Below are 21,583 nucleotides of genomic sequence, written 5' to 3'. Positions count from 1 at the left end.
AACTCCTGGAATATCTGATGCGCTAGTCGGTGACCGGGTCGGGGGCCTCATCCCGGGTGCGGTCGCGGCCGGTCGCCTGCGGATGGTCGGGTGATTCAGGTGATTCGAGCGTTTCACGTGATTCAAGGGAATCAAGCGAATCGAGTGAATCACGCGTGTCCGGCAGCCCGGCCCCCTCGGGGGGCTCGGCGCCGGCCGTCGCGGGTTCCGAAGAAGCGTTTTCGGCCACGGTCTTCGCCTTCGCGCGGGACGCCAGCCGCACCCCGACCGTCTCGCTGTACCGGGCGGTCAGCGGCCCGATGACGACGAGGATCAGGACGTACGCGGTGGCGAGCGGCCCGAGGTCGGACTCGATGCCGGCGGTGACCGCCAGCCCGGCGATGACGATCGAGAACTCGCCGCGCGCGACCAGCGTTCCGCCCGCACGCCACCGCCCCTTGACGCCGATCCCGGCGCGTTTCGCCGCCCAGTACCCGGTGGCGATCTTGGTGGCGGCGGTCACGACGGCCAGGGCCAGCGCCGGGAGCAGGACGGGCGGGATGCTGGACGGGTCCGTGTGCAGGCCGAAGAAGACGAAGAACACCGCCGCGAACAGGTCCCGCAGGGGGCTGAGCAGTGTGTGGGCGCCTTCGGCGACCTCACCGGACAGGGCGATGCCGACCAGGAACGCGCCGACGGCCGCCGAGACCTGCAGCTCCTGCGCGATACCCGCGACGAGGATCGTCAGGCCGAGGACGACCAGCAGGAGCTTCTCGGGGTCGTCGCTGGAGACGAACCGCGAGATGAGCCGCCCGTACCGCACGGCGATGAACAGCACGACCCCCGCGGCCCCGAGCGCGATCGCGAGCGTCGCGCTGCCCTGCGCGATGCCGACCCCGGCGACGAGCGCGGTCACGATCGGCAGGTACACCGCCATCGCGAGGTCTTCCAGCACCAAGACGCTGAGAATCACCGGGGTTTCGCGGTTTCCGACCCACCCGAGGTCGCCGAGTACCTTGGCGATCACGCCGGATGACGAGATCCACGTCACCCCGCCGAGCACCACCGCGGCGACCGGCCCCCAGCCCAGCAGCAGCGCAGCCGCCGCACCCGGCAGCGCGTTGAGGGCGAAGTCGACCAATCCTGACGGATATTGCGTTTTGAGGTTGGTCACCAGGTCGGTCGCGGTGTATTCCAGACCGAGCATCAACAGCAGCAAAATGACGCCGATTTCGGCGCCGATCGCCACGAACTCCTCGCTGGCGCCCAGCGGAAGCAGGCCGCCTTCACCGAAAGCGAGACCGGCGAGCAAGTACAACGGGATCGGGGAGAACTGCAAACGCCCGGCAACACGGCCCAGCAACCCCAGCCCGAGGATGATCGCGCCGAACTCGATCAGAAAGACAGCCGAATGCACGCGGTCACTCCCGTCCCAGAATCACCGCGGCTGCCGCGACGCCTTCACGCGTTCCGATCATGATCAGGGTGTCACCGCCGGCCAGCCGGAAATCCGGCGTGGGGGACGGCACGGCACCTGAGCGGCGCAGCACCGCGACGATCGAAACCCCGGTTTCGGTACGCATCCGCGTGTCTCCCAACACCCGTCCGTTCCAGTGACTCTGCGCGGACAACTCGATCCGCTCCGCGACCAGCCCCAGGTCGGTCGTGTGCAGCACGCTCGGACTGTGGTGCGCCGGCGCCAGCGCGTCGTTGAGCGACGCGGCCTCCCCGACCGTCAGCCGCACCGACTGCGCGCAGGCGTCGGGGTCGTCGGAACGGTACACGTTCACGGTCCGGCGGCCGTCACGGTGAGCGACCACCGAGATGTGGCGGTGCTCGCGGGTGGTCAGGTCGTACTGGACGCCGATGCCGGGCAGGGGAGTCGAACTCATCCGTGAGGCAGGCACGGATGGCCTCCTTCGAATCGTGCGGGGTTTGTGGCAGGGGAGAGTCGCGGACCACGTGGACCCGCGCCGCCGGGCGGCCATGCTGCCATCCCCGGCAAGCCCCGGTATATGGGTGTCAGCACGGATGGACCACCCTTCCCCGCCTCGGTCACAATGGACGGGGAATGTGTGGGGAGAGCCGCGCGGGAGGCACACAAACAGCCGACAGCGGGAGATACCGAGAGAAGCGAGAGAAGCGAGAAAGTGACGCTGTTCTGGCGGATCTTCCTGCTGAACGGCGCCGTCCTGGTCGTCGCGGCGGTCCTGCTCTTCGGCCCGGTCACGGTGTCGTCGCCCGTGCGCCTGAGCGAGGCGATGGTGCTCATCCCCGGGCTCGTCGGGATGCTCGTCATCAACGCGGTCATCCTGCGCATGTCGCTCTCCCCGCTCGAACGCCTCGCCCGGGCCATGACCACCGCCGACCTGCTGCACCCCGGCGCCCGCGTCCGCGTCACCGGCCCGGGGGAGATCGCCGACCTGATCACGACGTACAACACGATGCTCGAACGCCTCGAAACCGAACGCGCCGCCACCAGTGCCTACGTCCTTTCCGGCCAGGAGTCCGAACGCCGCCGGATCGCGCAGGAACTCCACGACGAAGTCGGGCAGACCCTCACCGCCGTGCTCCTCCAGCTCAAACACACCGCCAACCACGCCCCCGACTCGCTGCGGGACGACCTCCACATGGCCCAGGAGACGACCCGCGACGGCCTCGACGAGATCCGCCGCATCGCCCGCAGACTGCGCCCCGGCGTCCTGGAGGAACTGGGCCTCGTCAGCGCGCTCCGGGCGCTCGCCGGCGAGATCGGCACCCCCGCCCTCGCGGTACAGGTCCGGATCGGCCCGCAACTGCCACCCCTCGCCCCGGAGACCGAAGTCGTGCTCTACCGCGTCGCCCAGGAAGGGCTGACGAACGCCGCCCGCCACTCCGGCGCCGACCGCGCGGTCATGCACCTGAACGCCGCCCCGCACAAGGACGCGGACGGCGTCGAACTGGCCATCCACGACAACGGACTCGGCCTACAGGGCGCCGCGGAGGGCGCGGGCATCCGGGGCATGCGCGAGCGCGCGCTCCTGATCGGCGCGGAACTGACCATCGGCCCGGGAGCGTCGGGCGGCACCGACGTGCGCCTGCGGGTGCCGGCCCACACGGAGGGAGGAGCATGAACGAGCCGACGCGGCCGTACGAGGCCGACACGGCGGAACGCCACGGCGCCGCGGGCGCGCCCAAGGCACCGTCCGGGCCCGGCGGATGGCACGGCACCGGCGGCCCGGCCGACCCGGCCCGGCCGCGTGCGACCACCCGCATCCTGCTGGCCGACGACCACGCCCTGGTGCGCCGCGGGGTCCGCCTGATCCTCGACAGCGAGCCTGACCTCCGGGTCGCCGCCGAGGCCGACGACGGCGCCGAAGCCGTCGCGCTCGCCCGCAGCGAGGACATCGACCTCGCCGTCCTCGACATCGCCATGCCCCGCATGACCGGCCTCCAGGCCGCCCGCGAACTGTCCCGGCTGCGCCCCGAACTGCGCATCCTGTTCCTGACGATGTACGACAACGAGCAGTACTTCTTCGAGGCCCTGCGGGTCGGCGCGAGCGGCTACGTGCTCAAGTCCGTCGCGGACCGCGATCTCGTGGAGGCCTGCCACGCGGCCATGCGCGGAGAACCGTTCATCTACCCCGGCGCGGTCACCGCCCTCGTCCGCGGCTACCTCGACCGCATCCGGCAGGGCGACCCGCTGCCCCGGCGCGCGATCACCGACCGCGAGGAGGAGATCCTCAAACTCGTCGCGGAGGGCCACTCCTCCAAGGAGATCGCCGACATCCTCGTCATCAGCGCCAAGACCGTCGAGCGGCACCGCGCCAACCTCCTCCAGAAGCTCGGCCTCAAGGACCGCCTCGAACTGACCCGGTACGCGATCCGCGCCGGGCTCATCGAGCCGTGACCCCGTCTCCCGCCTGGGTCGGCAGGGCGGGAGACGGGGTCACGCCCCCGCGTCGCGGGGGCAACCGGGGCGGCGGACCGGGGTGTTCGGACGGCCGGTGCTGTTCGACCGCGCGGGATCTGGGATGCTGGGAGGTCTGCGCCGGGTGTTTCAGGCAGGACGGGGGGCTCGGGTATGACCGTCATAGCGGGCAGGATCGTCGAGGAGCGCATCGTCGTCGCCGCGGACTCGCAGGTGACGCTGGGACATCAGGCCAAGACCGAGGGCACGAAGCTCTACAAGGTCGGCGACGCGCTGGTGTTCGGCGGGTCCGGCCATCTGCGCGACGTCAATCTCATGCGGCTGTTCCTCGACACGCACACGCCGGCCAGCTCCGACGAGCGCGATGTGCTGGAGTTCTACGCCGAGTACATCGAGTGGTCGAAGCGCAAGATGAGCGGGTTCGAGGCCAACTCGTCGTTCCTTTTCGGGTTCGACGGCAAATTGTTCGAGATCGACTCGGACTTCGATGTGCTGTACGCGGACTACACCGCGATCGGCTCGGGGTGGGAATACGCCCGCGCGGCACTCCACTTGGGGCATTCGCCCGCGGAGGCCGTGCAGGTCGCCTGCGATCTGACGATCTACTGCGCGCCGCCGGTGACCGAGTACAGCATTCCGGTCCACGGCACCGGCGGCGCCCGGACCGTTCCGGAGTGACGGTGCGTCAGGATTTTTGATGCCGTGCCGCGGGCCCGGTGGCGGGCGCTGCTGATCGGCCCGGTCGTGCGGCCCGGTCGTGCGGCCCGGTCGTGCGGCCCGGTCGTGCGGCCCGGGAGCGCGGCCCGGGAGGGCGGCCCGGGTGTCCGCGCATCCCGCGGGCGTCCGTCAGACCTGCGCGACCGTGCGCAGCGCGGTGTCGACGATCTCGTCGAGCCGCCCGCCGTGCGACCCGTGCCAGTAGACGCGCGCGCACTCGTCGCAGCGCGCGAAGTTCTCGAACGCGGCCAGCGTGCCCGGCTCGACGTCCGCGGCGACGGAGTCCTTGGTGGCCGCCGTCAGGTGGCCGTTGCACGAGGTGCAGCGCGTCCACGGACGCAGGCGCGGGGCGAACCGCCGCAGCAGGTCGTCGAGTTGGGCGTCCGGCCGGACACCGCGCACGTAGGCGCCGAACCACAGGTTGCGGCGCCGCAGCAGGCCGCGGTCCTGCGTGAGGAGCACCCGGTGCTCGGCGTTGGCCTGCTCGACGAGGACGGGGTCGTCGCAGTCGTTGTGGTACGCGGTGTCCAGGCCCAGCAGGCGCATGCGGCGGGCCAGCGTGCCCAGGTGCACGTCGAGCAGGAACGCCGGCTCGGCGCCGCCGGGGACCGGCTGCGGCCGGTGCACCGCGTACACCTCCACCGCCTCGCCGCCGACCGGGCGGTACGACGCGGGGGTCTCGGCCCCGTCGACGACCAGCCGACCCACCTCGGGGAGCGGTACGCCCGCCGATTCGACGAGGTGGCCGAGCGTCGACTCGTCGGCGATCGCCGCGGTCACGCGCCCGGCGCGGAGCCGGGGCGGGAGGAACAGGTGGAGGTCGTCCGCGAGGGTCAGCGTGACGGTGGACGGGTCGGGAGCGTCTGATCCGGACATGCCGCCAGCATGGCACCGGCGACGGCCGCGGTGCGCGGATTATTCGCCGCGGGCGTCCGCCGCCGCCCGCCGCCTCGTACGGCCTCCGCGCGCCGCGTGCCGGTGTCAGCGGGCCAGATAGACGACGTCCGGGACGCCGCGCGGCACACGTACCGGCACCTCCTCGGCCCGCACGTCGTCGAACACCGCCGCCAACCGCGCCGCGAACGCGGGGCTGGCCGCCGCGCTCCACACCGCGAGCACCCCGCCGGGCCGCAGCCGTCGGCGCAGGGCGCGCAGGCCCGCGTCGCCGTAGAGGGAGTCGTTCGACGACGTGACCGTCCAGTCGGGGCCGTTGTCGATGTCGAGGCAGAGCACGTCGAACCGCTCGGCCCCGGACGGGACTTCCCCGGCCGCGTCGTCGGCCGCCGCGTGCACCCACGCGACCAGGTCGGTGTGGCGGATCTCGACGCGGGGATCGTGCGGCGCGTGGTCGGAGAACGGCGCGAGCGGGCCGGACTGCCAGGTGATGACGGGCAGTTCGCGCTCGACGACCACGATGTGGCCGACCTCGGGGCGCGCGACCGCAGCGCCGAGGGAGAACCCGACGCCGAGGCCGCCGATCAGGACGCGCAGACCGGCGGCGCCCGCCGCGTCGGCCGCCGCGTCGACCGCGGCGTCCACGAGCAGGCGTTCGGACTGACCGTCGCGCGTGTCCATCAGAAACGTGCCGTTGCTGATGATCTCGAAATGCGAACCGACGCACCGCAGGACGAGTTCGCCGTTCTCCGTCGTGACGCGGTCGACGACGGTCGTGGCAATGTCGTCTTCTCGCTTCACCGGCATATCGCTGTCCTCTCCCGATGCTCCCGACCGTTATGCGACCGGCACGCAATGCCCGGACGACGCCTCTTGCACCCTCATGACGTCGCGGTTAATGTCCCGGCCATCGCTCCATGGTCCATTGTCTGATGGCACTTCCGGACTGCGTCTCGCCGGGGTCATCCGGACCATACCGCCGTTCCTCGCCCGCATCGGCGCGGGCGGCGGCGCCGCGGCGACGCGGACGACGGCACGGCGCACCGCGGGCACGCGCACGACTTGCACACGCACCACTTGCACCACGAAAGCCGACCAGGACACCTTGCGTCCGGTCAGCGGACAAAAGTGTCGGGAGGGCAGATGGCGTCATATTCCGCAAGGCGTGCGGCGCGGCGATGGGCACTGGGCATGGTCGTGCCGCTCGTCTTCGTCGCGGCCTGCGGCCGGTCGGGGGACATGCGGGTCGCGGAAGGCGGTGAAGGGGGAGGCGGCGTCGCCGTGCAGCCGACGGGCGCCGACCCGGGCGCCCAAGGCACCGGCGCCCCCGGGGACTTCGGTGACCTCAAGGGCCTGTGCGGGCCGCGCCCCGCCGACTTCCAGCCGACCGGGAAGCAGGTCCGCGGCGTCACCGACACCGAGATCAAGGTGACGACGATGGGCGACCCGGGCAACCAGATCCAGCCGGGCCTGGGCCAGGAGTTCTTCGACATCGCCGACGCGTTCACCAAGTGGTGCAACGACGCGGGCGGCATCAACGGCCGCAAGATCTCGGTGACCAAGCGGGACGGCATGCTCACCCAGGCCGCCACCAAGATCACCGAGGCCTGCCAGACCGACTTCATGCACGTCGGCGGCGGCAACCCGCTCGACAACACGACCGTCGGCCCGCGGCTCGGCTGCAAGCTGGGCGCGGTGCCCGCCTACGTCGTCACCACCGAGGCCCTCAAGGCGCCGCTCCAGGTCCAGCCGGGCGGCACCACCGCCGACGAAGGCATCGTCGGCCCGCTCAAGGCCCTGTTCGAGAAATTCCCCGAGGCGAAGGACAAGGTCGGCGTCCTCGGCCAGAACCTCGGCGCGCTCGGAGCCATCGCGGACCGGTACGAGGCCTCCGTCGAGAAGGCGGGCGGCACCGTCGTCAGCAAGCAACTCGCCGCCCCGATGGGGCAGGAGTGGCGCACGATCGTCGAGTCCATGAAGGCCGCCGACGTCAAGATCCTGTTCAGCGCGGGCGCGTTCTCCATCAACGCCACCCCGTTCGTCCAGGAGATGAACAACTCGGGCTGGGAGCCGCTGGCGGTCGTCTCGGAGATGTCGTCGTACAACCACTTCAACATCCAGACCGCCAAAGACGCCGACATGCCGCCCTTCTACATCTACACGCCGTTCTGGCCGCAGGAACTGGCCGACCGGAAACCGGCCGCGAAGCTCGCCGTCGACCTCCTGCACACCAAGGACAAGGACGCCCGCCTGGAGTACTTCCACTACTCCGGCCTCAACGCCTGGCTCCTGTGGGCCGCCGCCGTACGGGACTGCGGTGCCGACCTCACCGTCGACTGCGTCCTGGAGAAGGCCCAGCGCACCGGCTGGACGGCCGGCGGACTCTTCGCACCCAGCGACCCCGCCACACCGGACAAGATGACCAACACCCGCTGCTACACGATGCTGAAGCTCGATCCGGCCAAGGGCGTCTTCGACTACGACGAGGAGACCACCAAGCCCGACACCGACACGATCTTCAGCTGCTCGCCCGACAACGTGGTCAAGCTCGACCGGACCTACTCCTGATCCGAGCGGCGGCGGCTTCGCCGGCCAGGGCCCCACGGAGGGCGCGTGCAAGAGTTCATCACCTTCACGATCATCGGGCTGGCCACCGGCGGGATCTACGCGATCACCGCCGGGGGCCTGACCCTCACGTACACCACCACGGGCATCTTCAACTTCGCGCACGGCGCGACCGGGATGTTCGCGGCGTTCCTCTACTGGCAGACGCACTACGGCTGGGGCTGGCCCGTCTGGCTCGCGCTCGTGACGTGCCTGCTGGTGTTCGCGCCCGCGTTCGGCATCCTGCTGCACCTGGTGATCATGCGCCGCCTGGAGGGAACGTCGCAGGCGACACGGCTCATGGTCACGGTCGCGATCCTCCTCGCGCTCGTCGCGGCGGTCTCATGGATCTGGGACCCCAACAAGAACCGCACCGTCCAGCCGTTCTTCCGCGGCCACGTGCTGAAGATCGGCGGCGTCAACATCCCCTACAGCGACCTCACCACGCTCGGCGTCGCCCTCGCCGTCGCGGTCGGGCTGTGGGTGCTGCTGACCAGGACGCGCATCGGCGTCGCGATGCGGGCGACCGTCGACGACCGCCCGCTCTCGGTGCTCAACGGCTCCCGGCCCGAGGCGGCGGGCATGCTCGCGTGGGCGATCGGCACCAGCCTCGCCGCACTGGCCGGTATCCTCGTCGCGCCCAAGCTGTCGCTGAGCCCGCTGCCGCTGACCCTCCTCATCGTCAACGCGTACGCCGCCGCGGTCATCGGGCGGCTGCGCAGCCTGCCGATGACATTCGTCGGGGCGCTGGTCATCGGCGTGGCCGGGGCGTACGCGACCAACTACATCCCCAAGTGGGACCAAGGCGCCCCCTACCTCGCCGGGTTCATCTCGGTCGTCCCGGTAGTCGTGCTGTTCATCGCGCTGCTGCTCCTGCCGCAGTCGCAACTGCGCGGCCACAGCGCGAGCCGCACCCGGGAGTTCTCCCGCGTGCCGACCTGGCGCGGCGGCGCGTTCTTCGCGGTCGCGGTCGTCTTCGGCGCGATCGTGGCGGCGCGCACCCTCTCGCGCACCGACCTGTTCGGCAGCACCCAGATGTGGGGCTTCGGCATCATCGGCCTCTCGATGATCCCCCTCATCGGATACGCCGGCCAACTCTCCCTGTGCCAGCTGAGTTTCGCCGGAATCGGCGCGGTCACGGTCGGCCATCTCGGCGGCGGCGGCAACCCGCTGGCCCTGCTGTGGGCGGCGCTGATCTGCGCGGTCATCGGGGCGGTCGTCGCGCTGCCGGCGCTCCGCCTGTCCGGCATCTATCTGGCGCTCGCCACCGCGGCGTTCGCCGTCGCCCTGGACCGCTGGATCTTCCAACTGCCCCAATGGACCTGGGGGGACCACGACTTCCAGGTCTTCAAGAGCGGCACCCTCCAGGCGGAACGGTTCGACCTCCCGCTGGTCGACATCGACGGCGACCGCGCCTACTTCGTCTTCGGCGCCGTCATGTTCGCATTGTGCAGCCTGCTCGTGATCGCCATCCGCCGCGGCGAGTTCGGCCGGCGCCTGCTCGCCCTCAAGGACAGCCCGGCCGCGTGCGCGACACTCGGCATGAACCACAAGCTCACCACACTCTCGGTGTTCGCCACCTCGGCCGCCGTCGCCGGAATCGGCGGCGGCGTGTACGCGGGGGCGGTGCGCTCGGTCAGCGCCACCAACTTCGAGTTCTTCGCGGGGCTTTCGATCCTGATGGCGATGGTCATCGCCGGTCTGACGGCCCCCGGCGCGGCCCTGTTCGGCGCCGTCCTGCTCGGCACGCCGCTCATGACCAACCTGTTCCCCGACTGGACGCAGCTGACCACGATCCTCATCGGCCTCAACGGCATCGCGCTGGGCCGCAACCCCAACGGCATGATCGCCGCGCAGCTGCGGCCCAAGTGGGATCCGGCGCTGCGGCACCCCTACGTCCTGGCCGGAGCGAGCGCGCTCGTGGTCCTGGCGTACCTCGCCCGGGAAGCCGAACTCCTCGGCAACTACGGCATGCTCATCGTGATCGCCGTCGCGGTGGTCGGCGTCTCGTCGGTCTCACGCGGCCTCGACACGCGGGCCGCCGCGGACCGGGGCGACGGCACCTCCGACCTGCCCGAGGGCATGACCGCGCCACCCGAACACCTCGGCGCCGACAAGCCGTTCACCCCCGCCGACATCGCGGCGCTCGACCGGGAGCTGGGCCTGCCCGCGTCCACCGCCCTCCCGGTCGCCGCCCCCGCCCTCCCCGGAGGCCGCCATGGGTCTTGAAGTCACCGGCGTCACCGTGCGGTTCGGCGGGCACGTCGCCCTCGACAACGTCAGCCTGCACGCGCAGAACGGCCTCGTCACCGGGCTCATCGGGCCCAACGGAGCCGGCAAGACCACCATGTTCAACGTCATCACCGGCCTCCAGGCCGCGAGTTCGGGAACCGTCACCCTCGACGGCCGCGACGTCGGCAGGCTCGCGCCCTACAAGCGCGCCCGGCGCGGCATGGCCCGGACCTTCCAACGCCTGGAACTCTTCGGGTCGTTGACGGTACGCGACAACATCCACGTGGCCGCCGCGCAGTACCGGCTGCGGCACCCGACGGCGGAGAGCGCGGGCAGGACCACCGGCGAACTCATCGAACGCCTCGGCCTCGTGCCGATCGCCGACGTCCGCGCCGACTCGCTGCCCACCGGGCAGGGCCGCATGGTCGAACTCGCCCGCGCGCTCGCCTGCCGCCCGCGCCTGCTGCTGCTCGACGAACCCGCCTCGGGGCAGGACGAGTCCGAGACCGCGGAGTTCTCCCGCGTGCTGCGCGAAGTGGCCGCCGAGGGAGCCGCCGTACTGCTGGTGGAACACGACATGGACCTGGTCATGTCGGTGTGCGACGAACTGCACGTACTCGACTTCGGCCGGAAACTCGCCCAGGGCACCTGCGCCGAGATCCAGGCCGACGCCCGCGTGCGGGCCGCGTACCTGGGCGAACCGGAAGCGTCCGACGAGGCCTTGGGGGCGACGCGGTGACCGAGACGATCGAACTCCCCGCGGCGGCACGGGCGTCGCAGCCGCCCGTACTCGAACTGCGCGGCGTGCGAGCCGCGTACGAGCAAGTCGAAGTGCTGCACGGCATCGACCTCGCGGTGCCGGCCGGCGCGGTCGTCGCCGTCCTCGGACCCAACGGGGCGGGCAAGACCACGATGCTCCAGATCGCGTCCGGCATGATGCGGCCGACCGCCGGCGACGTCTGGCTCGCGGGCCGCCGCGTCACCGGCGCGTCCCCCGTCGACCTGGCCCGGCTCGGACTGTGCAGCATCCCCGAGGGCCGGGGGGTCTTCCCGAACCTGACCGTCGCCGAGAACCTGTGGATGGCCACCCACCGCGGCGTGTCCCGCGCGGCGGTCGAGGAGCGCGTCTTCCCGATCTTCCCCCGGCTCCGGGAACGGCGCCGCCAGCCCGCCGGGACGATGTCGGGCGGCGAACAGCAGATGCTCGCCATGGCGCGGGCCATCGCCACCGACCCCGCGGTGCTCCTCGTCGACGAACTGTCGATGGGGCTCGCACCGCTCGTCGTCGAGCAACTGTTCGAGACCGTCACCGACATCGCCGCCGGCGGCGTGACCGTGCTCCTCGTCGAACAGTTCGCCCAGACCGCGCTCGGCGTCGCCGACCTCGCGGCGGTCATGACCGGCGGACGCATCACCGAGGTCGGCACGCCCGAGGCCGTCGCGGCGGGCCTGCACAGCGCGTACCTCGGGGCCGGCGAGACGGCGCCCGAGCGCGCGAGCACACCGGCCGGCGCCGGGCCCGCCTCGGTCGGCGCGGTGCGGCCCGCCGCACCGGACGAGGCACCGGACGAGGCACCGGGCGCGGCACGACGCGCCACACCGGGCGAGGCACCCCCCGAGGCGCCACCCGTAGCACCACCCGTCGCACCATCCCGGACGGCACCCGAGACACGAGGTGAACCCATGAGCACGAACACCGCCGGTGTTCCGCCCACCGCCCCGGAGGGCACCAAGGCCGCCCCCGAGGCCGAAGTGCCTTCGGGCGGGGCGGGGGAGCGTACGGAGGCCCTGACGGCCGAGGTCGCCGGCCTGCACATCAAGCCCGCGTCGAACACCCTCGACAAGCAGCTGATGTGGCTCGGCGTGGCCCTGATGGTCGCCGGGATCGGCACCGGGATCGGCGCGTACATCATGTCCCACAGCACGCGCCTGCCCCTGACACAGCGCGACGCCATCGTCGCGGCGCTGTGCGGCATCCCGATCTCGATCGCGGGCATGGCCCTGTTCCTGCGCTACTCGCTGTCCGGATTCCTCCGCTTCTGGATCGCGCGGCTCATCGCGACGCAGCAACAAACCGGCCCCCAGCCACCGCCCCGCTGACGCCGGACCTCATGCGCCTGCCGTACGCGCCCGCGACGGATTCCTTCGCAGGACCGATGCACGGACGCCCCGCCCGGTGCCAGGCTTGGCGGGCACCGGATCGGTGCGACCGTACGTGGGAGGGGCGAACCGGTGAGTGAGAACCCCGTGACCAACGGACCTGCGGAGGCACCCGGGACCAACCCCGACGCCCCCGAGTCCACACCACACCGCGACCCGATGGCGTGGCTCCTGGTCACCGTGCTGATCGCGTTGGCGGCACTGCTGGTGAGCGCGGTGGTGATGGTCATCGCGATGCTGGCGTGAGAGCGGTGACGCGTGAGCGGGTGCTGACGCGGTGGGCGGAGGCGCGGTGAGCCGGTGGTGACGGTTGCGTTGTCGGCGTGAGAGCGGTGACGGGCGGTGGGTTGGCGCCCGCGGTGGGCCCGCGGTCGGTTGCCGCGGGGAGCGGGCCTCCGGGTCGGGCGGTGCGGTGGGCCGAGTCGGCGCGCCTGGGCGGTTCGCGCGCTTACCGGGGGGGTGTCGGTCCGGTGTGCCGGTCGGGACCGGGCCGGACCTCGCGCATGCGCCTGCGGACGATGGTCAGGTCCACCGCCGCCACCAGCGCGGTCGCCGCGGACACCGCCGCCGCGAAGATCCACACCCCGCGGTGCTCGGCAGCCGTCGCCGCCCCCCACGCGCACAGCACGGCGGCGATGAGACCCGCGATCAGCGCCCATCGGGACAGGGCCCGGCGCAGGGGGAGGTCGGTCACCGCATCGTTTGGTTCGGTCCCGCGACGCTGGGACCGGGGGATCCTCGGCATGGCCTGCGGCTACCCCATCCGCGCGCGCGTACGTCCGCGTTCTCCGACGCTTCCTCACGCTCCGGGCCGTGCTCGCGAGGCCGTACTCGTCAGGCCGTACGCGCGACCGGTTCATTCGACCAGCGTTCTTCTCGCGCCTGGGCCTGTGCCGCGACCCGTGCGCGCGACCGGTTCACTTGACCACGATTTTTCTCGCCCGGGGCCGTGCCCGCGACCCGTGCTCTCGACCCGACCCGCTCCCGCCCGACCCTTCCTTACCTCGGGAACGTTCGCCGGGCCTCGAAAGTGCCGCGGAAGGCCCCAACCGAACCCTGACCACACGATATGACGTAGACACCACCGCGTTCGCCCCGCATGTTCGACTCGGGCTGCCACACCCCGCGAGTACGTCTCGGCGATCGCGCCATGCCCACCCGTGGGGATGGGCCTCACGGGCGCCCGGTCCCGGGCCCAGGAGCCGGCACCCGTCCCGTCGCGTCGTGCCCGGGCTGGTCCCGTCACCGTAGCGGTGGCAGACCCACCGCCGTCGCCGGCTCGCCTCGGCGCGGGGCCGGGGCCGGGGCCGGAGGGACCGGCACGCCCCGAGAGCACGGCCCGCCGGTGGGTGCTGTGCCCGTGGGAACGCGCACCAGGGGGCGACGGCCGGTTCACCGGCCGTCGCCGATCCATCAGCGTTGTCGGTCGGCCCAGGGCGCCGGTCCGGGCCTCGCGAGCAGGCGCGCCCGCTCCACACACAGGCACAGGCACCGCGGGCCCCCGCGGGCAGGCCCCCCGGAGACCGTGCCGTGCCCGCGCGGGGACGGGCCTCATGGTGTCGGTGGCAAACCACCAGGGGGCGCCCAATACCCTCCCGCACGCCCTCGGGGGGGCACGGCCCCGCAGCCCCCGCGGACCCCCACGGGCACACCGCCCCACGCCCCCCGCGGGCACGTCCCGGTGTCTGTGCCGTGCCCGCAGAGGCGTGCCTCACGGTGTCGGTGGCAGGCCCACCAGGGTGGCCAAATGTCCGCGGTGTCGGTCCGGGGTTCCCAGGAGCAGGTTGGTGCTCATCGCGCGTTTGAGGTAGAGGTGGGCGGGGTGTTCCCAGGTGAAGCCGATGCCGCCGTGCATTTGTACGCATTCCTCGGCCGCGTGCACCGCGACGTCGCCGCAGAACGCCTGGGCGAGCGATGCCGCCACGGCCGCGTCGGGGGATTCCTCGGCGACGGCCGCCGCGGCGTAGCGGGCCGCCGCGCGGGCCGCGGCGATGTCGGCCCACAGGTCGGCGGCGCGGTGGCGCAGCGCCTGGTAGGAGCCGATCGGGCGGCCGAACTGGTGGCGGACCTTCAGGTAGCCGACGGTCTCCTCCAACGCCCGTTCCGCGACCGCCAGTTGCTCCGACGCGAGTAGCGCCGCGCCGACGGTGAGAGCCCGGCGAAGGGCCTCCTCGGCGGGTCCCGCGGCGGCGATGGCGGTCGCCGTGACGTCGTCGAGGACGACGGTCCCCACGGGCCGGGTCGCGTCGAGTGTCGTGGTGCGCGACCGGGAGACGCCCTCCGCTGAGGCGTCCGCGACCGCGAGGCACGGCGCGCCGTCGACGACGACGGGCAGCACGAGGACATCGGCCCGGTCGGCGGCCGGTACGGCGGTCACCGTGCCGCGCAAGCGAACGCGCCCGTCGCCGTGGGGTGTTCCCCCGAGCGCGTCGGGGAACCCGCTGCCCGGCCATGTGGTCGCCGGTACCGCGAGCGTCGCCGTCCGTGCCCCGGAGGCGAGCGCGCGCAGGGCGTCGTCGCGTACCGTCCCCTCGGGAGCCGCGAGCAGTGCGGCGGTGGCGAGCACCGCGCTCGCGAGGTAGGGCACCGGCGCGACGGCGCGGCCCAGTTCCTCCATCGCGACGGCCGACTCCCGTGCGGTGGCGCCGGCTCCGCCGAGTGATTCGGGCACGAGCAGCCCCGCGAGGCCGAGTTCGACCGCGACGGCCTTCCACAGCGCGTCGTCGTACGGCTCGTCGCCGTCGATCCGGGCCAGCACGTCGGACCACGCGCACCGGTCCGCGAGCAGCCCCCGCAGGGCGGCGCGCAGGTCGTCCTCGATGTCCGTGTAGAGGAGCGAGGGGATTTCGGTCATCGGGGGATCTCCATCCACGGGAGCTTGGTGTCGTTGCGTGGTTCCCGCGGGAGTTCCAGCACGCGGTCGGCGATCACGCCGCGCAGGATCTCGGTCGTGCCCCCTTCGATCGAATTGCCTTTGGCACGCAGGTAGTAGTACCCCGGGGCGCGTTCGCCCTCCGTACCGCCGAGTTCGATGCGCCGCATCTCCCAGTCGTCGTACGCCAGCCCCTCCTCGGCGGCCAATTCCAGCCACAGCCGCGTCGTGTCCTGGTTGATGCGGGCGTACGACATCTTCGCCGCGGACCCCTCCGGTCCCGGCTTGCCCGCCGCGAGCTGCTGCCTGATGCGTTCGTTGGCGAGCCGCGCGACCTCGGCGTCCACCCATGCCCGCACCACTCGGTCGTGCAGGCCCGGCGTGCGCAGATCGGGGCGTTCGCGCCACAGCGCGGCGACCGCGCCGATCGCGCCGGCCTCGCGCGGGGCCTCCGCGGCGCCGATCGCGACGCGCTCGTTCATCAGCGTCGTGTTCGAGACCGCCCAGCCGTTGCCGGGCTCGTCGACGCGCATCGTGTCGGGCACGCGCACGTCGGTCAGGAACACCTCGTTGAACTCGGCCTGCCCGGTCGCCTGCCGCAGCGGGCGCACCTCGACGCCCGGCAGGGTCATGTCCACGAAGAAGTACGTCAGGCCCTGGTGTTTGGGCAGGTCGGGGTCGGTCCGGGCGAGGAGCATGGCCCAGCGGGCCTTGTGCGCGAACGACGTCCACACCTTCTGCCCAGTGACGATCCACGCGTCGCCGTCGCGGACCGCGCGCGTCGCCAGCCCGGCGAGGTCCGATCCCGCGCCCGGTTCGCTGAACAGCTGGCACCACACCTCCGCGCCGGTCCACAGCGGGCGCAGCAGCCGCGTGCGCTGCTCGTCGGTCCCGTGGACGGCGATGGTCGGTGCCGCCATGCCCAGGCCGAGGGGGTTGCGCAGGTTGTTCGGCGGCGGCGCTCCCGCGGCGGCCAACTCCTGCTCCGCGACGTGCTGGAGCGCACGCGGCGCGCCGAGCCCGCCGCGGCCGGGCGGGAAATGCACCCACGCCAGGCCCGCGTCGAAGCGGTGGCCGAGGAATTCGACCGGATCGGTGGTGGCCGGATCGTGGGCGGCCACCAGACCGCCGACGCGGGCGCGGATGTCGTCCGCGGTGACGCCGGTGGGGCCCAAGGTGTCGGGCGGGGTGTCGGGCGGGGTGTCAGGCAAGGTGTTGCGCCTCCTTCGTCTCGGTCGCCGGATCAGGGTGCGATCCGGACGCCGATGTCCCGTTGCCGGACGCCGAGTTGCCGTGCCCGAGCCGCCGCGCGCCGACACCGGTCGGCGAACGGCCGGCCCCCGCACGGCGGCTTCCGGCACGCCCCGCCGCCGACTTACTGACCGTAGGTCAACAGCGGTGCGCAGGGCCGATGCTAGGTACCCGCCCGCCGAAGCGGAAGGCCGTCGCGTGATCCGCGCCCCGCCTTGTGGGCGGCCACCGGCCTGCCGCTTCGTCCACCGGCCAACCCGGCGGATGGAATTGACGCCTGGTCAGGCGACAAGTCGGCCCAACGGGACGGTCCCGCGCCGCGGGCGCGACGGTGCGGTCGGCCGTCCGCGGTGATCTCACCCGCTCGGCCGCGTGACGCGCTACGCTCCCTGACCACTGCGCATGGCAGCGGCACGCCGATCCGACGAGGTACACCGATCCCGCGCGGCTTCGCCCACGAGCCGGGGCCGCGCGCCGTGAGGAAAACAGTGACGACTCCCAGCACGGGCCCGGGCGGTGGAGCCGTCCACCTTGAAACGTTGGCCGCCGAGCTGGCCGCCGACGGCGAGCCGGTGACCGAGGCTCTCGACGCGTGGTCGGTGCGCACACCCTTGCGGGTGTTCATCCACTACGGCGAGCACGGTCTCGACCTCAGTTACGCCGAGGCCCGCCGCGCGACCGACACCATCGCGGGAAATCTCGACGCGATCGGGGTCCGGCACGGCGACCGCGTGGCCGTGCACTGCCGCAGCCCGTATGCGGCGGCGCTGTGGATGTTCGGCATCTGGAAGGCCGGCGCGGTCTTCTGCCCGATCGACCCCGACCTCGCCGGGGAGGCCCTCCTCGACCAGGTCGCCGGCATCGGCGCCACGCTCGTCGTCACCGAGCGCGGCGGGCTGGCCGCGCTCGAACTGGTCCGCCGCCACCTCCCGTACGCGCCGCGGATCACCGTGCACGACTCGGTCGGCATGCCGCCGCCGCACGGCTTCCCGGAGATCCCGTATGCCCGCTTCCTGGCCCGCGCGCTGCCGCCGCAGACGGGCGCCGGGGCCGACGACGTCGCCGCGATCCTGCACACTCCCGGCAACACCGGGCGCCCCAAGGCCGTCGTGCTCTGCCACCGCTGGGTCGCGCAGTTCAGCTTCCTGGCGCGCCGGCTGACCACCGCCGACGACGTCGTCTACAACGACCTGCCCCTGCACTCCGCGTTCGGGGCGTTCGGCGGCGTCGCGCGCGCCGCGTGGACCGGTGCCACCGTCACCTTGTGGGACCGCTTCCACCCCGGCGAGTTCTGGGGCCGCGTGACCGCGACGGGCGCGAGCACCGCGGTGCTGTCCGACATCGCCGTGCCGTGGCTCATGAACGCGCCCGAGCGCCCCGAGGACGCCGACAACCCCCTCGCCCGCGTGTGGCTGCACCCGCTGCCGCCCACCCACGCGGAGTTCGCGCGGCGGTTCGGCGTCGACTTCGTGATCGCGTCGTACGCCCAGATCGAGGCGGGCGTGCCCGTCGCCGCGGTCGTCGACGAACTCCCGCGCGGGGCCGGTACGCCGCGGGCACTGCGGCGCGGGCTGAACCGCGAGGAGGTCACGCGCGTCTGCTCGCACTACCGCGTGCCCGTCGTCCGGGGGGAGGACGTACCGCGCCGGGGCATCCTCGGCGCCCCGCTGCCGTTCCTGGACGTCGCGGTGCTCGACGAGTACGACCGGCGGGTTCCGGACGGCACCGTCGGGCAGCTCGCGGTCCGCCCGCACCTGCCGGGGCTCGTCGTCCAGGAGTACGTGGGCGACCCCATCACGACCGCCGAGGCGACGCGCAATCTGTGGCTGCACACCGGCGACGCCGTCGTCCGGGACGCCGACGACGGACTGCTGCACTTCGTGGACCGCGTCCAGGACCGGATCCGCATGCGCGGCGAGAACATCTCCGCCTACCACATCGAAGACCTCGTCAACCAGCACCCGGACATCGCGGTCTGCGCGGTCTTCGGCGTGCCGGTGCCCGGCCGGGCGGACGACGACATCGTGCTGTACGCCGAGCCCGACCACGGCCGGTTCGTCGACCCCGACGCGCTGCACGCGTGGTGCCTGCAATCGCTCCCGCCGTACATGCGACCGGCTCACATCCGCGTCGTCGTCCGCATGCCGCGCACCCTCAACCACCGCGTCGAGAAGCACCGGCTGCGCCGACACTTCCTGGGCCTCCCCGACCTCTCCGGCCCGATCGTGGAGCAACACCACGTCCCGACCCGCGTCCCCACCCCCATCCCCCGCGCGGCCCTGCCGCCCTCCCACCCCAACGGCACGCACACCCCCGCCGCGCTGCCGCCGGGCCCGGCCCGCTGACGCGCTCCGCGCGCGCCGGAGGCGGCGCGGAGACCTTCGGAGGACACGACGGGGCCGCGTCGCCGACGCACATGCGAATGCCGCGGCGGCAGCCACGGAGAGCGTCCGCGGCTTCCGGGGGCGGTGGTTCCGGGTTCGGGGCCGACGTCGGTCTCCCGGCGGGGGCGAGGACGGGCGACGGCCGGGGAACGCGGCGGGCCCCAAGCGCCGACACGCATCGACGTCGCAGGGAGAGGCGTCCGGTACCGGGCGGCGGTCACGGAGGGCGTCGGCGACCTCCGGGGTGGCGGTTCCGGCCCCGGGGCGGACAGCGGCCTCCCGGCCGGGCGGGCCGTTCGGTCGTGGGGTGGCCGCCGGGTAGTCACTCGTTTACCGGGTAAACGCCTGGCGCAGGGACCCGGTCGTCCGGTGCCCCCGTCGGGGGTGTGTCGGGCTCGGCCGCGGCGGGTGTGTCGGCCGGGTCGCGGAGCGAGTCGAGGAGCGACGGCCATGGGCGGGAAAAGCGGTGCCGGGCCCCGGCACGCCGGGGCGGCGGGGCCCGAGGCGGCTCAGGGCAAAGGCGGCTTCGGGTTCGGATTCCTGGTCTTCCTGGGCGCGATCCTCGTCGTCGGCGGCGTCGTGGGCCTCGTATACGTGGGTGTCGCGACCATCACCACGATGGTGTTGTTCGCGTGGCTGCTGCTCGTCGGCGGCGCCGTGGGCCTCTTCCAGGCGATCCAGTCGCGCAAGGAGGCCGGCGCGTTCTGGCTGAGCGTCGCGGTCGCCGCCCTCAACATCTCGGCCGGTGTGGTGCTGCTGCGCCGTCCCGAGGTCGCGGCCTCCGCGCTGACGCTGTTCGTCGCGTTCCTGCTGCTGACCGCCGGGCTGTTCCGCGTCGTCGGCGGCGTCGCGAGCATGTCGGCGCGTATGACGTGGACGATCGTGGTCGGTGTGATCGACCTCGGCCTCGGGATCCTGGTCCTCGCGGAGTGGCCGAGCAGCAGCCGGTACGCCATCGGCGGCTTCATCTCGCTCGCACTGTTGTTCGACGGCCTGAGTATGATCAGCCTGGGCATCACGGGCCGCCGCATCGTCGGCATGGTCCGCTCCGCCGACGCCGAGGCCGGTGCCGTTGTGGACCCGGCCGCCGCGCGACCCCCGACCGACGGCGACGTGGAGGCCGAATCGGAGGAACTCGCCGGCGGCGCGGCCTGGCGCGACGGCCCCGGGGAAGCCGACCGCCGCCGCGACCCGTCGACCACCGAGTGGATCGCGGACGACGGCACGACCGCCCGGCGCCGACTCTTCGGCCGGGGCGGGCGCCCGAAGAAGTCGGGCTGAACGGGCAGGCGAGGACGGCACGGGCCCGGCGGAGCGCGGACGCCCGTCGACGACGCGTCCGTCGTGGCACCGAGCACGCGCCGGCGCGGGGACACTGGTGCGCTCACACGCGCTCACACGCGCCCGTCGCGCGGATCCGAGGCCTGTGGGCTCGCGGCCTCGGCCCCTCATCTCCCCAGCCGTCGCCGTGCCGCGGCCCGGACCGGTTCGTCCTCGACCGGGTCGTCGGCGAGTGCGGCGACCCGGGTGCGGGTTCCGGGGGTGTCCAGGTTCGCGTGGCGAACGCCGAGGAGGCGGACCTCGTCTTCGCTGTCCCACAGGGACTCGTGCACGAACTCGGCCAGCCAGTCCGGTCGTTCGTTGCCGTGTCGGGCCAGGAGGGAGCGCAGCACGTGCGCGCGGGCGGGGGAGTGGGGGACGGTGAGCCACAGGCCGCGCAGCCGGGTGGTGTGGTCGGAGTCCGACTCGTCGCCGTCGGGGTCGAGAGGCGGCAGCGTGACGCGCGCCTGGGCCGGGCCGAGCGGGGGCGACGCAGCCGCGGTCTCGGCGGGGTGCGCGGCGGCGTCGGGGCGGCCGATCGCGCGGAGGAGTTCGTCGACCCACGGGTGTTCCGCGCGCCATTCCCGCCATGGGGAGACGGTGCCGCAGACGCCGCCGGGGCCGATCTCGCGGGCCCGGGCGCGGGCGACGTCGGCGAGGTCGTCCCACAGCTCGCGCGGCCAGTCGGCGGCGATGTCCTCCAGTGCCTCGACCCAGCGCTCTCCGCTGTGCACGAAGTCCCGCAACGCCCGGACGGCTTCCGCGGATCCGCCGGAACCCAGCGCGCTCAGGACATCCAGGGCGAGGCAGAACGCGGCGAAGTCGTCGCTGTCGTAGGAGACTTGGGCCGTTTTGTCGTCGGCGCCGACGCCGACGCCGACGACGTCCGGGGCGTCCACGGAGTCGTGCGCGTACAGCATCTCGGCCACCGGCCGCACCGGAAGCCCCAGGTCGCGGATCAACCGGGCGAAGTAGACGGCCCGTTGCTCGACCTGCCAGTCGATGCGCCGGTCGTGCGCCACGCAGTCGAAAACCAGCTCGGCATCCTGGGGCGTGGCACGCAACGCCCCTCGGCCGTGGCCGCGTTGCAGTAATGCGTGCAGGGTCGGGCTGACGGGGTCCGGATGCTGATGGATCGTCATGGGATGTGACGCTATACCGACACGGCCACCCCAGGACCCCTCGTTGGCCGCCATCCGTCAAATCCGGTCGACCGCCCGGCGGCGGGCGGGGAATTTTCGCGGGGATCGAGGCGTCGGA

The 21,583-nt window shown here is 72.7% G+C and carries 17 protein-coding genes and 1 pseudogene; 10 read left to right on the top strand and 8 right to left on the bottom strand.

The window, feature by feature from the left end; translation table 11 throughout:
• Window positions 1-22: 22 nt before the first annotated feature.
• Entirely contained in the window at window positions 23-1,396 is a 1,374-nt protein-coding gene (locus LO772_RS06805) for a cation:proton antiporter (protein ID WP_231777467.1), read from the bottom strand.
• Window positions 1,397-1,400: 4 nt separating this feature from the next.
• Entirely contained in the window at window positions 1,401-1,871 is a 471-nt protein-coding gene (locus LO772_RS06800) for a cation:proton antiporter regulatory subunit (RefSeq protein WP_231779439.1), read from the bottom strand.
• Between the two features lie 258 nt (window positions 1,872-2,129).
• On the opposite strand from LO772_RS06800, the gene LO772_RS06795 reads away from it, so the two are divergent.
• The 3 genes from LO772_RS06795 to LO772_RS06785 all read left to right on the top strand — a co-directional run bounded on the left by LO772_RS06795 (window position 2,130) and on the right by LO772_RS06785 (window position 4,567).
• Window positions 2,130-3,092, top strand: coding sequence for a HAMP domain-containing sensor histidine kinase (locus LO772_RS06795; RefSeq protein WP_231777466.1), 963 nt, complete (start codon window positions 2,130-2,132; stop codon window positions 3,090-3,092).
• A complete protein-coding gene (locus LO772_RS06790; protein WP_231777465.1) occupies window positions 3,089-3,868 on the top strand; it encodes a response regulator in 780 nt (259 codons plus the stop codon). The genes LO772_RS06795 and LO772_RS06790 overlap by 4 nt, the downstream gene beginning before the upstream one ends.
• 174 nt (window positions 3,869-4,042) lie before the next feature.
• Window positions 4,043-4,567: a hypothetical protein gene (locus tag LO772_RS06785; protein ID WP_231777464.1), complete on the top strand. Its 525-nt coding sequence runs from the start codon at window positions 4,043-4,045 to the stop codon at window positions 4,565-4,567.
• A 168-nt stretch (window positions 4,568-4,735) separates the two neighbouring features.
• Here the strand turns inward: LO772_RS06785 and LO772_RS06780 are convergent, their stop codons facing one another.
• A complete protein-coding gene (locus tag LO772_RS06780; protein WP_231777463.1) occupies window positions 4,736-5,482 on the bottom strand; it encodes a Mut7-C ubiquitin/RNAse domain-containing protein in 747 nt (248 codons plus the stop codon).
• 105 nt (window positions 5,483-5,587) lie between these two features.
• Window positions 5,588-6,307: a spermidine synthase gene (locus LO772_RS06775; protein WP_231777462.1), complete on the bottom strand. Its 720-nt coding sequence runs from the start codon at window positions 6,305-6,307 to the stop codon at window positions 5,588-5,590.
• Window positions 6,308-6,643: 336 nt separating this feature from the next.
• Between LO772_RS06775 and LO772_RS06770 the strand changes: the two genes are divergently transcribed.
• From LO772_RS06770 to LO772_RS06750, 5 genes are all read left to right on the top strand, one after another.
• Entirely contained in the window at window positions 6,644-8,068 is a 1,425-nt protein-coding gene (locus tag LO772_RS06770; protein WP_231777461.1) for an ABC transporter substrate-binding protein, read from the top strand.
• 45 nt (window positions 8,069-8,113) lie between these two features.
• Window positions 8,114-10,333: an ABC transporter permease gene (locus LO772_RS06765; RefSeq protein ID WP_231777460.1), complete on the top strand. Its 2,220-nt coding sequence runs from the start codon at window positions 8,114-8,116 to the stop codon at window positions 10,331-10,333.
• The gene (locus LO772_RS06760; RefSeq protein ID WP_231777459.1) at window positions 10,323-11,075 is read left to right on the top strand and encodes an ABC transporter ATP-binding protein; all 753 of its coding nucleotides are present in this window, start codon (window positions 10,323-10,325) and stop codon (window positions 11,073-11,075) included. Before LO772_RS06765 ends, LO772_RS06760 begins: the two co-directional genes overlap by 11 nt.
• Window positions 11,072-12,436, top strand: a complete 1,365-nt coding sequence (locus LO772_RS06755) for an ABC transporter ATP-binding protein (RefSeq protein ID WP_231777458.1) — start codon at window positions 11,072-11,074, stop codon at window positions 12,434-12,436. Before LO772_RS06760 ends, LO772_RS06755 begins: the two co-directional genes overlap by 4 nt.
• Window positions 12,437-12,568: 132 nt before the next feature.
• The gene (locus tag LO772_RS06750) at window positions 12,569-12,742 is read left to right on the top strand and encodes a hypothetical protein (RefSeq protein WP_231777457.1); all 174 of its coding nucleotides are present in this window, start codon (window positions 12,569-12,571) and stop codon (window positions 12,740-12,742) included.
• Between the two features lie 202 nt (window positions 12,743-12,944).
• Here LO772_RS06750 and LO772_RS06745 read toward each other — a convergent pair whose 3' ends face one another.
• The 3 genes from LO772_RS06745 to LO772_RS06735 form a co-directional block, all read right to left on the bottom strand.
• Entirely contained in the window at window positions 12,945-13,241 is a 297-nt protein-coding gene (locus LO772_RS06745) for a DUF6343 family protein (protein ID WP_269453166.1), read from the bottom strand.
• A 966-nt stretch (window positions 13,242-14,207) separates the two neighbouring features.
• The gene (locus tag LO772_RS06740) at window positions 14,208-15,350 is read right to left on the bottom strand and encodes an acyl-CoA dehydrogenase family protein (RefSeq protein WP_231777455.1); all 1,143 of its coding nucleotides are present in this window, start codon (window positions 15,348-15,350) and stop codon (window positions 14,208-14,210) included.
• Window positions 15,347-16,579 carry an acyl-CoA dehydrogenase family protein gene (locus tag LO772_RS06735; RefSeq protein ID WP_231777454.1) on the bottom strand — a complete coding sequence of 411 codons (1,233 nt, stop codon included), beginning with the start codon at window positions 16,577-16,579 and terminating at the stop codon, window positions 15,347-15,349. Before LO772_RS06735 ends, LO772_RS06740 begins: the two co-directional genes overlap by 4 nt.
• A 579-nt stretch (window positions 16,580-17,158) precedes the next feature.
• Between LO772_RS06735 and LO772_RS06730 the strand changes: the two genes are divergently transcribed.
• Window positions 17,159-18,964, top strand: coding sequence for an AMP-binding protein (locus tag LO772_RS06730; protein WP_231777453.1), 1,806 nt, complete (start codon window positions 17,159-17,161; stop codon window positions 18,962-18,964).
• 489 nt (window positions 18,965-19,453) lie between these two features.
• Window positions 19,454-20,056, top strand: a pseudogene (locus tag LO772_RS06725) (HdeD family acid-resistance protein); the annotation flags it as partial.
• A 395-nt stretch (window positions 20,057-20,451) separates the two neighbouring features.
• Here LO772_RS06725 and LO772_RS06720 read toward each other — a convergent pair.
• Window positions 20,452-21,465, bottom strand: coding sequence for a hypothetical protein (locus LO772_RS06720; RefSeq protein WP_231777452.1), 1,014 nt, complete (start codon window positions 21,463-21,465; stop codon window positions 20,452-20,454).
• Window positions 21,466-21,583: the final 118 nt, after the last annotated feature.

This window comes from Yinghuangia sp. ASG 101, assembly GCF_021165735.1.
Classification (GTDB): domain Bacteria; phylum Actinomycetota; class Actinomycetes; order Streptomycetales; family Streptomycetaceae; genus Yinghuangia.
The sequence above is the reverse complement of the archived record's forward strand: the minus strand, read 5'-3'. Positions and strand labels throughout refer to the sequence as shown.

Coding starts and splice junctions, on each gene's coding strand:
- LO772_RS06780 (WP_231777463.1), bottom strand. CDS start 5,482: ATGTCCGGATCAGACGCTCCCGACCCGTCCACCGTCACGCTGACCCTC.
- LO772_RS06775 (WP_231777462.1), bottom strand. CDS start 6,307: ATGCCGGTGAAGCGAGAAGACGACATTGCCACGACCGTCGTCGACCGC.
- LO772_RS06800 (WP_231779439.1), bottom strand. CDS start 1,871: ATGAGTTCGACTCCCCTGCCCGGCATCGGCGTCCAGTACGACCTGACC.
- LO772_RS06770 (WP_231777461.1), top strand. CDS start 6,644: ATGGCGTCATATTCCGCAAGGCGTGCGGCGCGGCGATGGGCACTGGGC.
- LO772_RS06760 (WP_231777459.1), top strand. CDS start 10,323: ATGGGTCTTGAAGTCACCGGCGTCACCGTGCGGTTCGGCGGGCACGTC.
- LO772_RS06740 (WP_231777455.1), bottom strand. CDS start 15,350: ATGACCGAAATCCCCTCGCTCCTCTACACGGACATCGAGGACGACCTG.
- LO772_RS06720 (WP_231777452.1), bottom strand. CDS start 21,465: ATGACGATCCATCAGCATCCGGACCCCGTCAGCCCGACCCTGCACGCA.
- LO772_RS06745 (WP_269453166.1), bottom strand. CDS start 13,241: ATGCCGAGGATCCCCCGGTCCCAGCGTCGCGGGACCGAACCAAACGAT.
- LO772_RS06790 (WP_231777465.1), top strand. CDS start 3,089: ATGAACGAGCCGACGCGGCCGTACGAGGCCGACACGGCGGAACGCCAC.
- LO772_RS06785 (WP_231777464.1), top strand. CDS start 4,043: ATGACCGTCATAGCGGGCAGGATCGTCGAGGAGCGCATCGTCGTCGCC.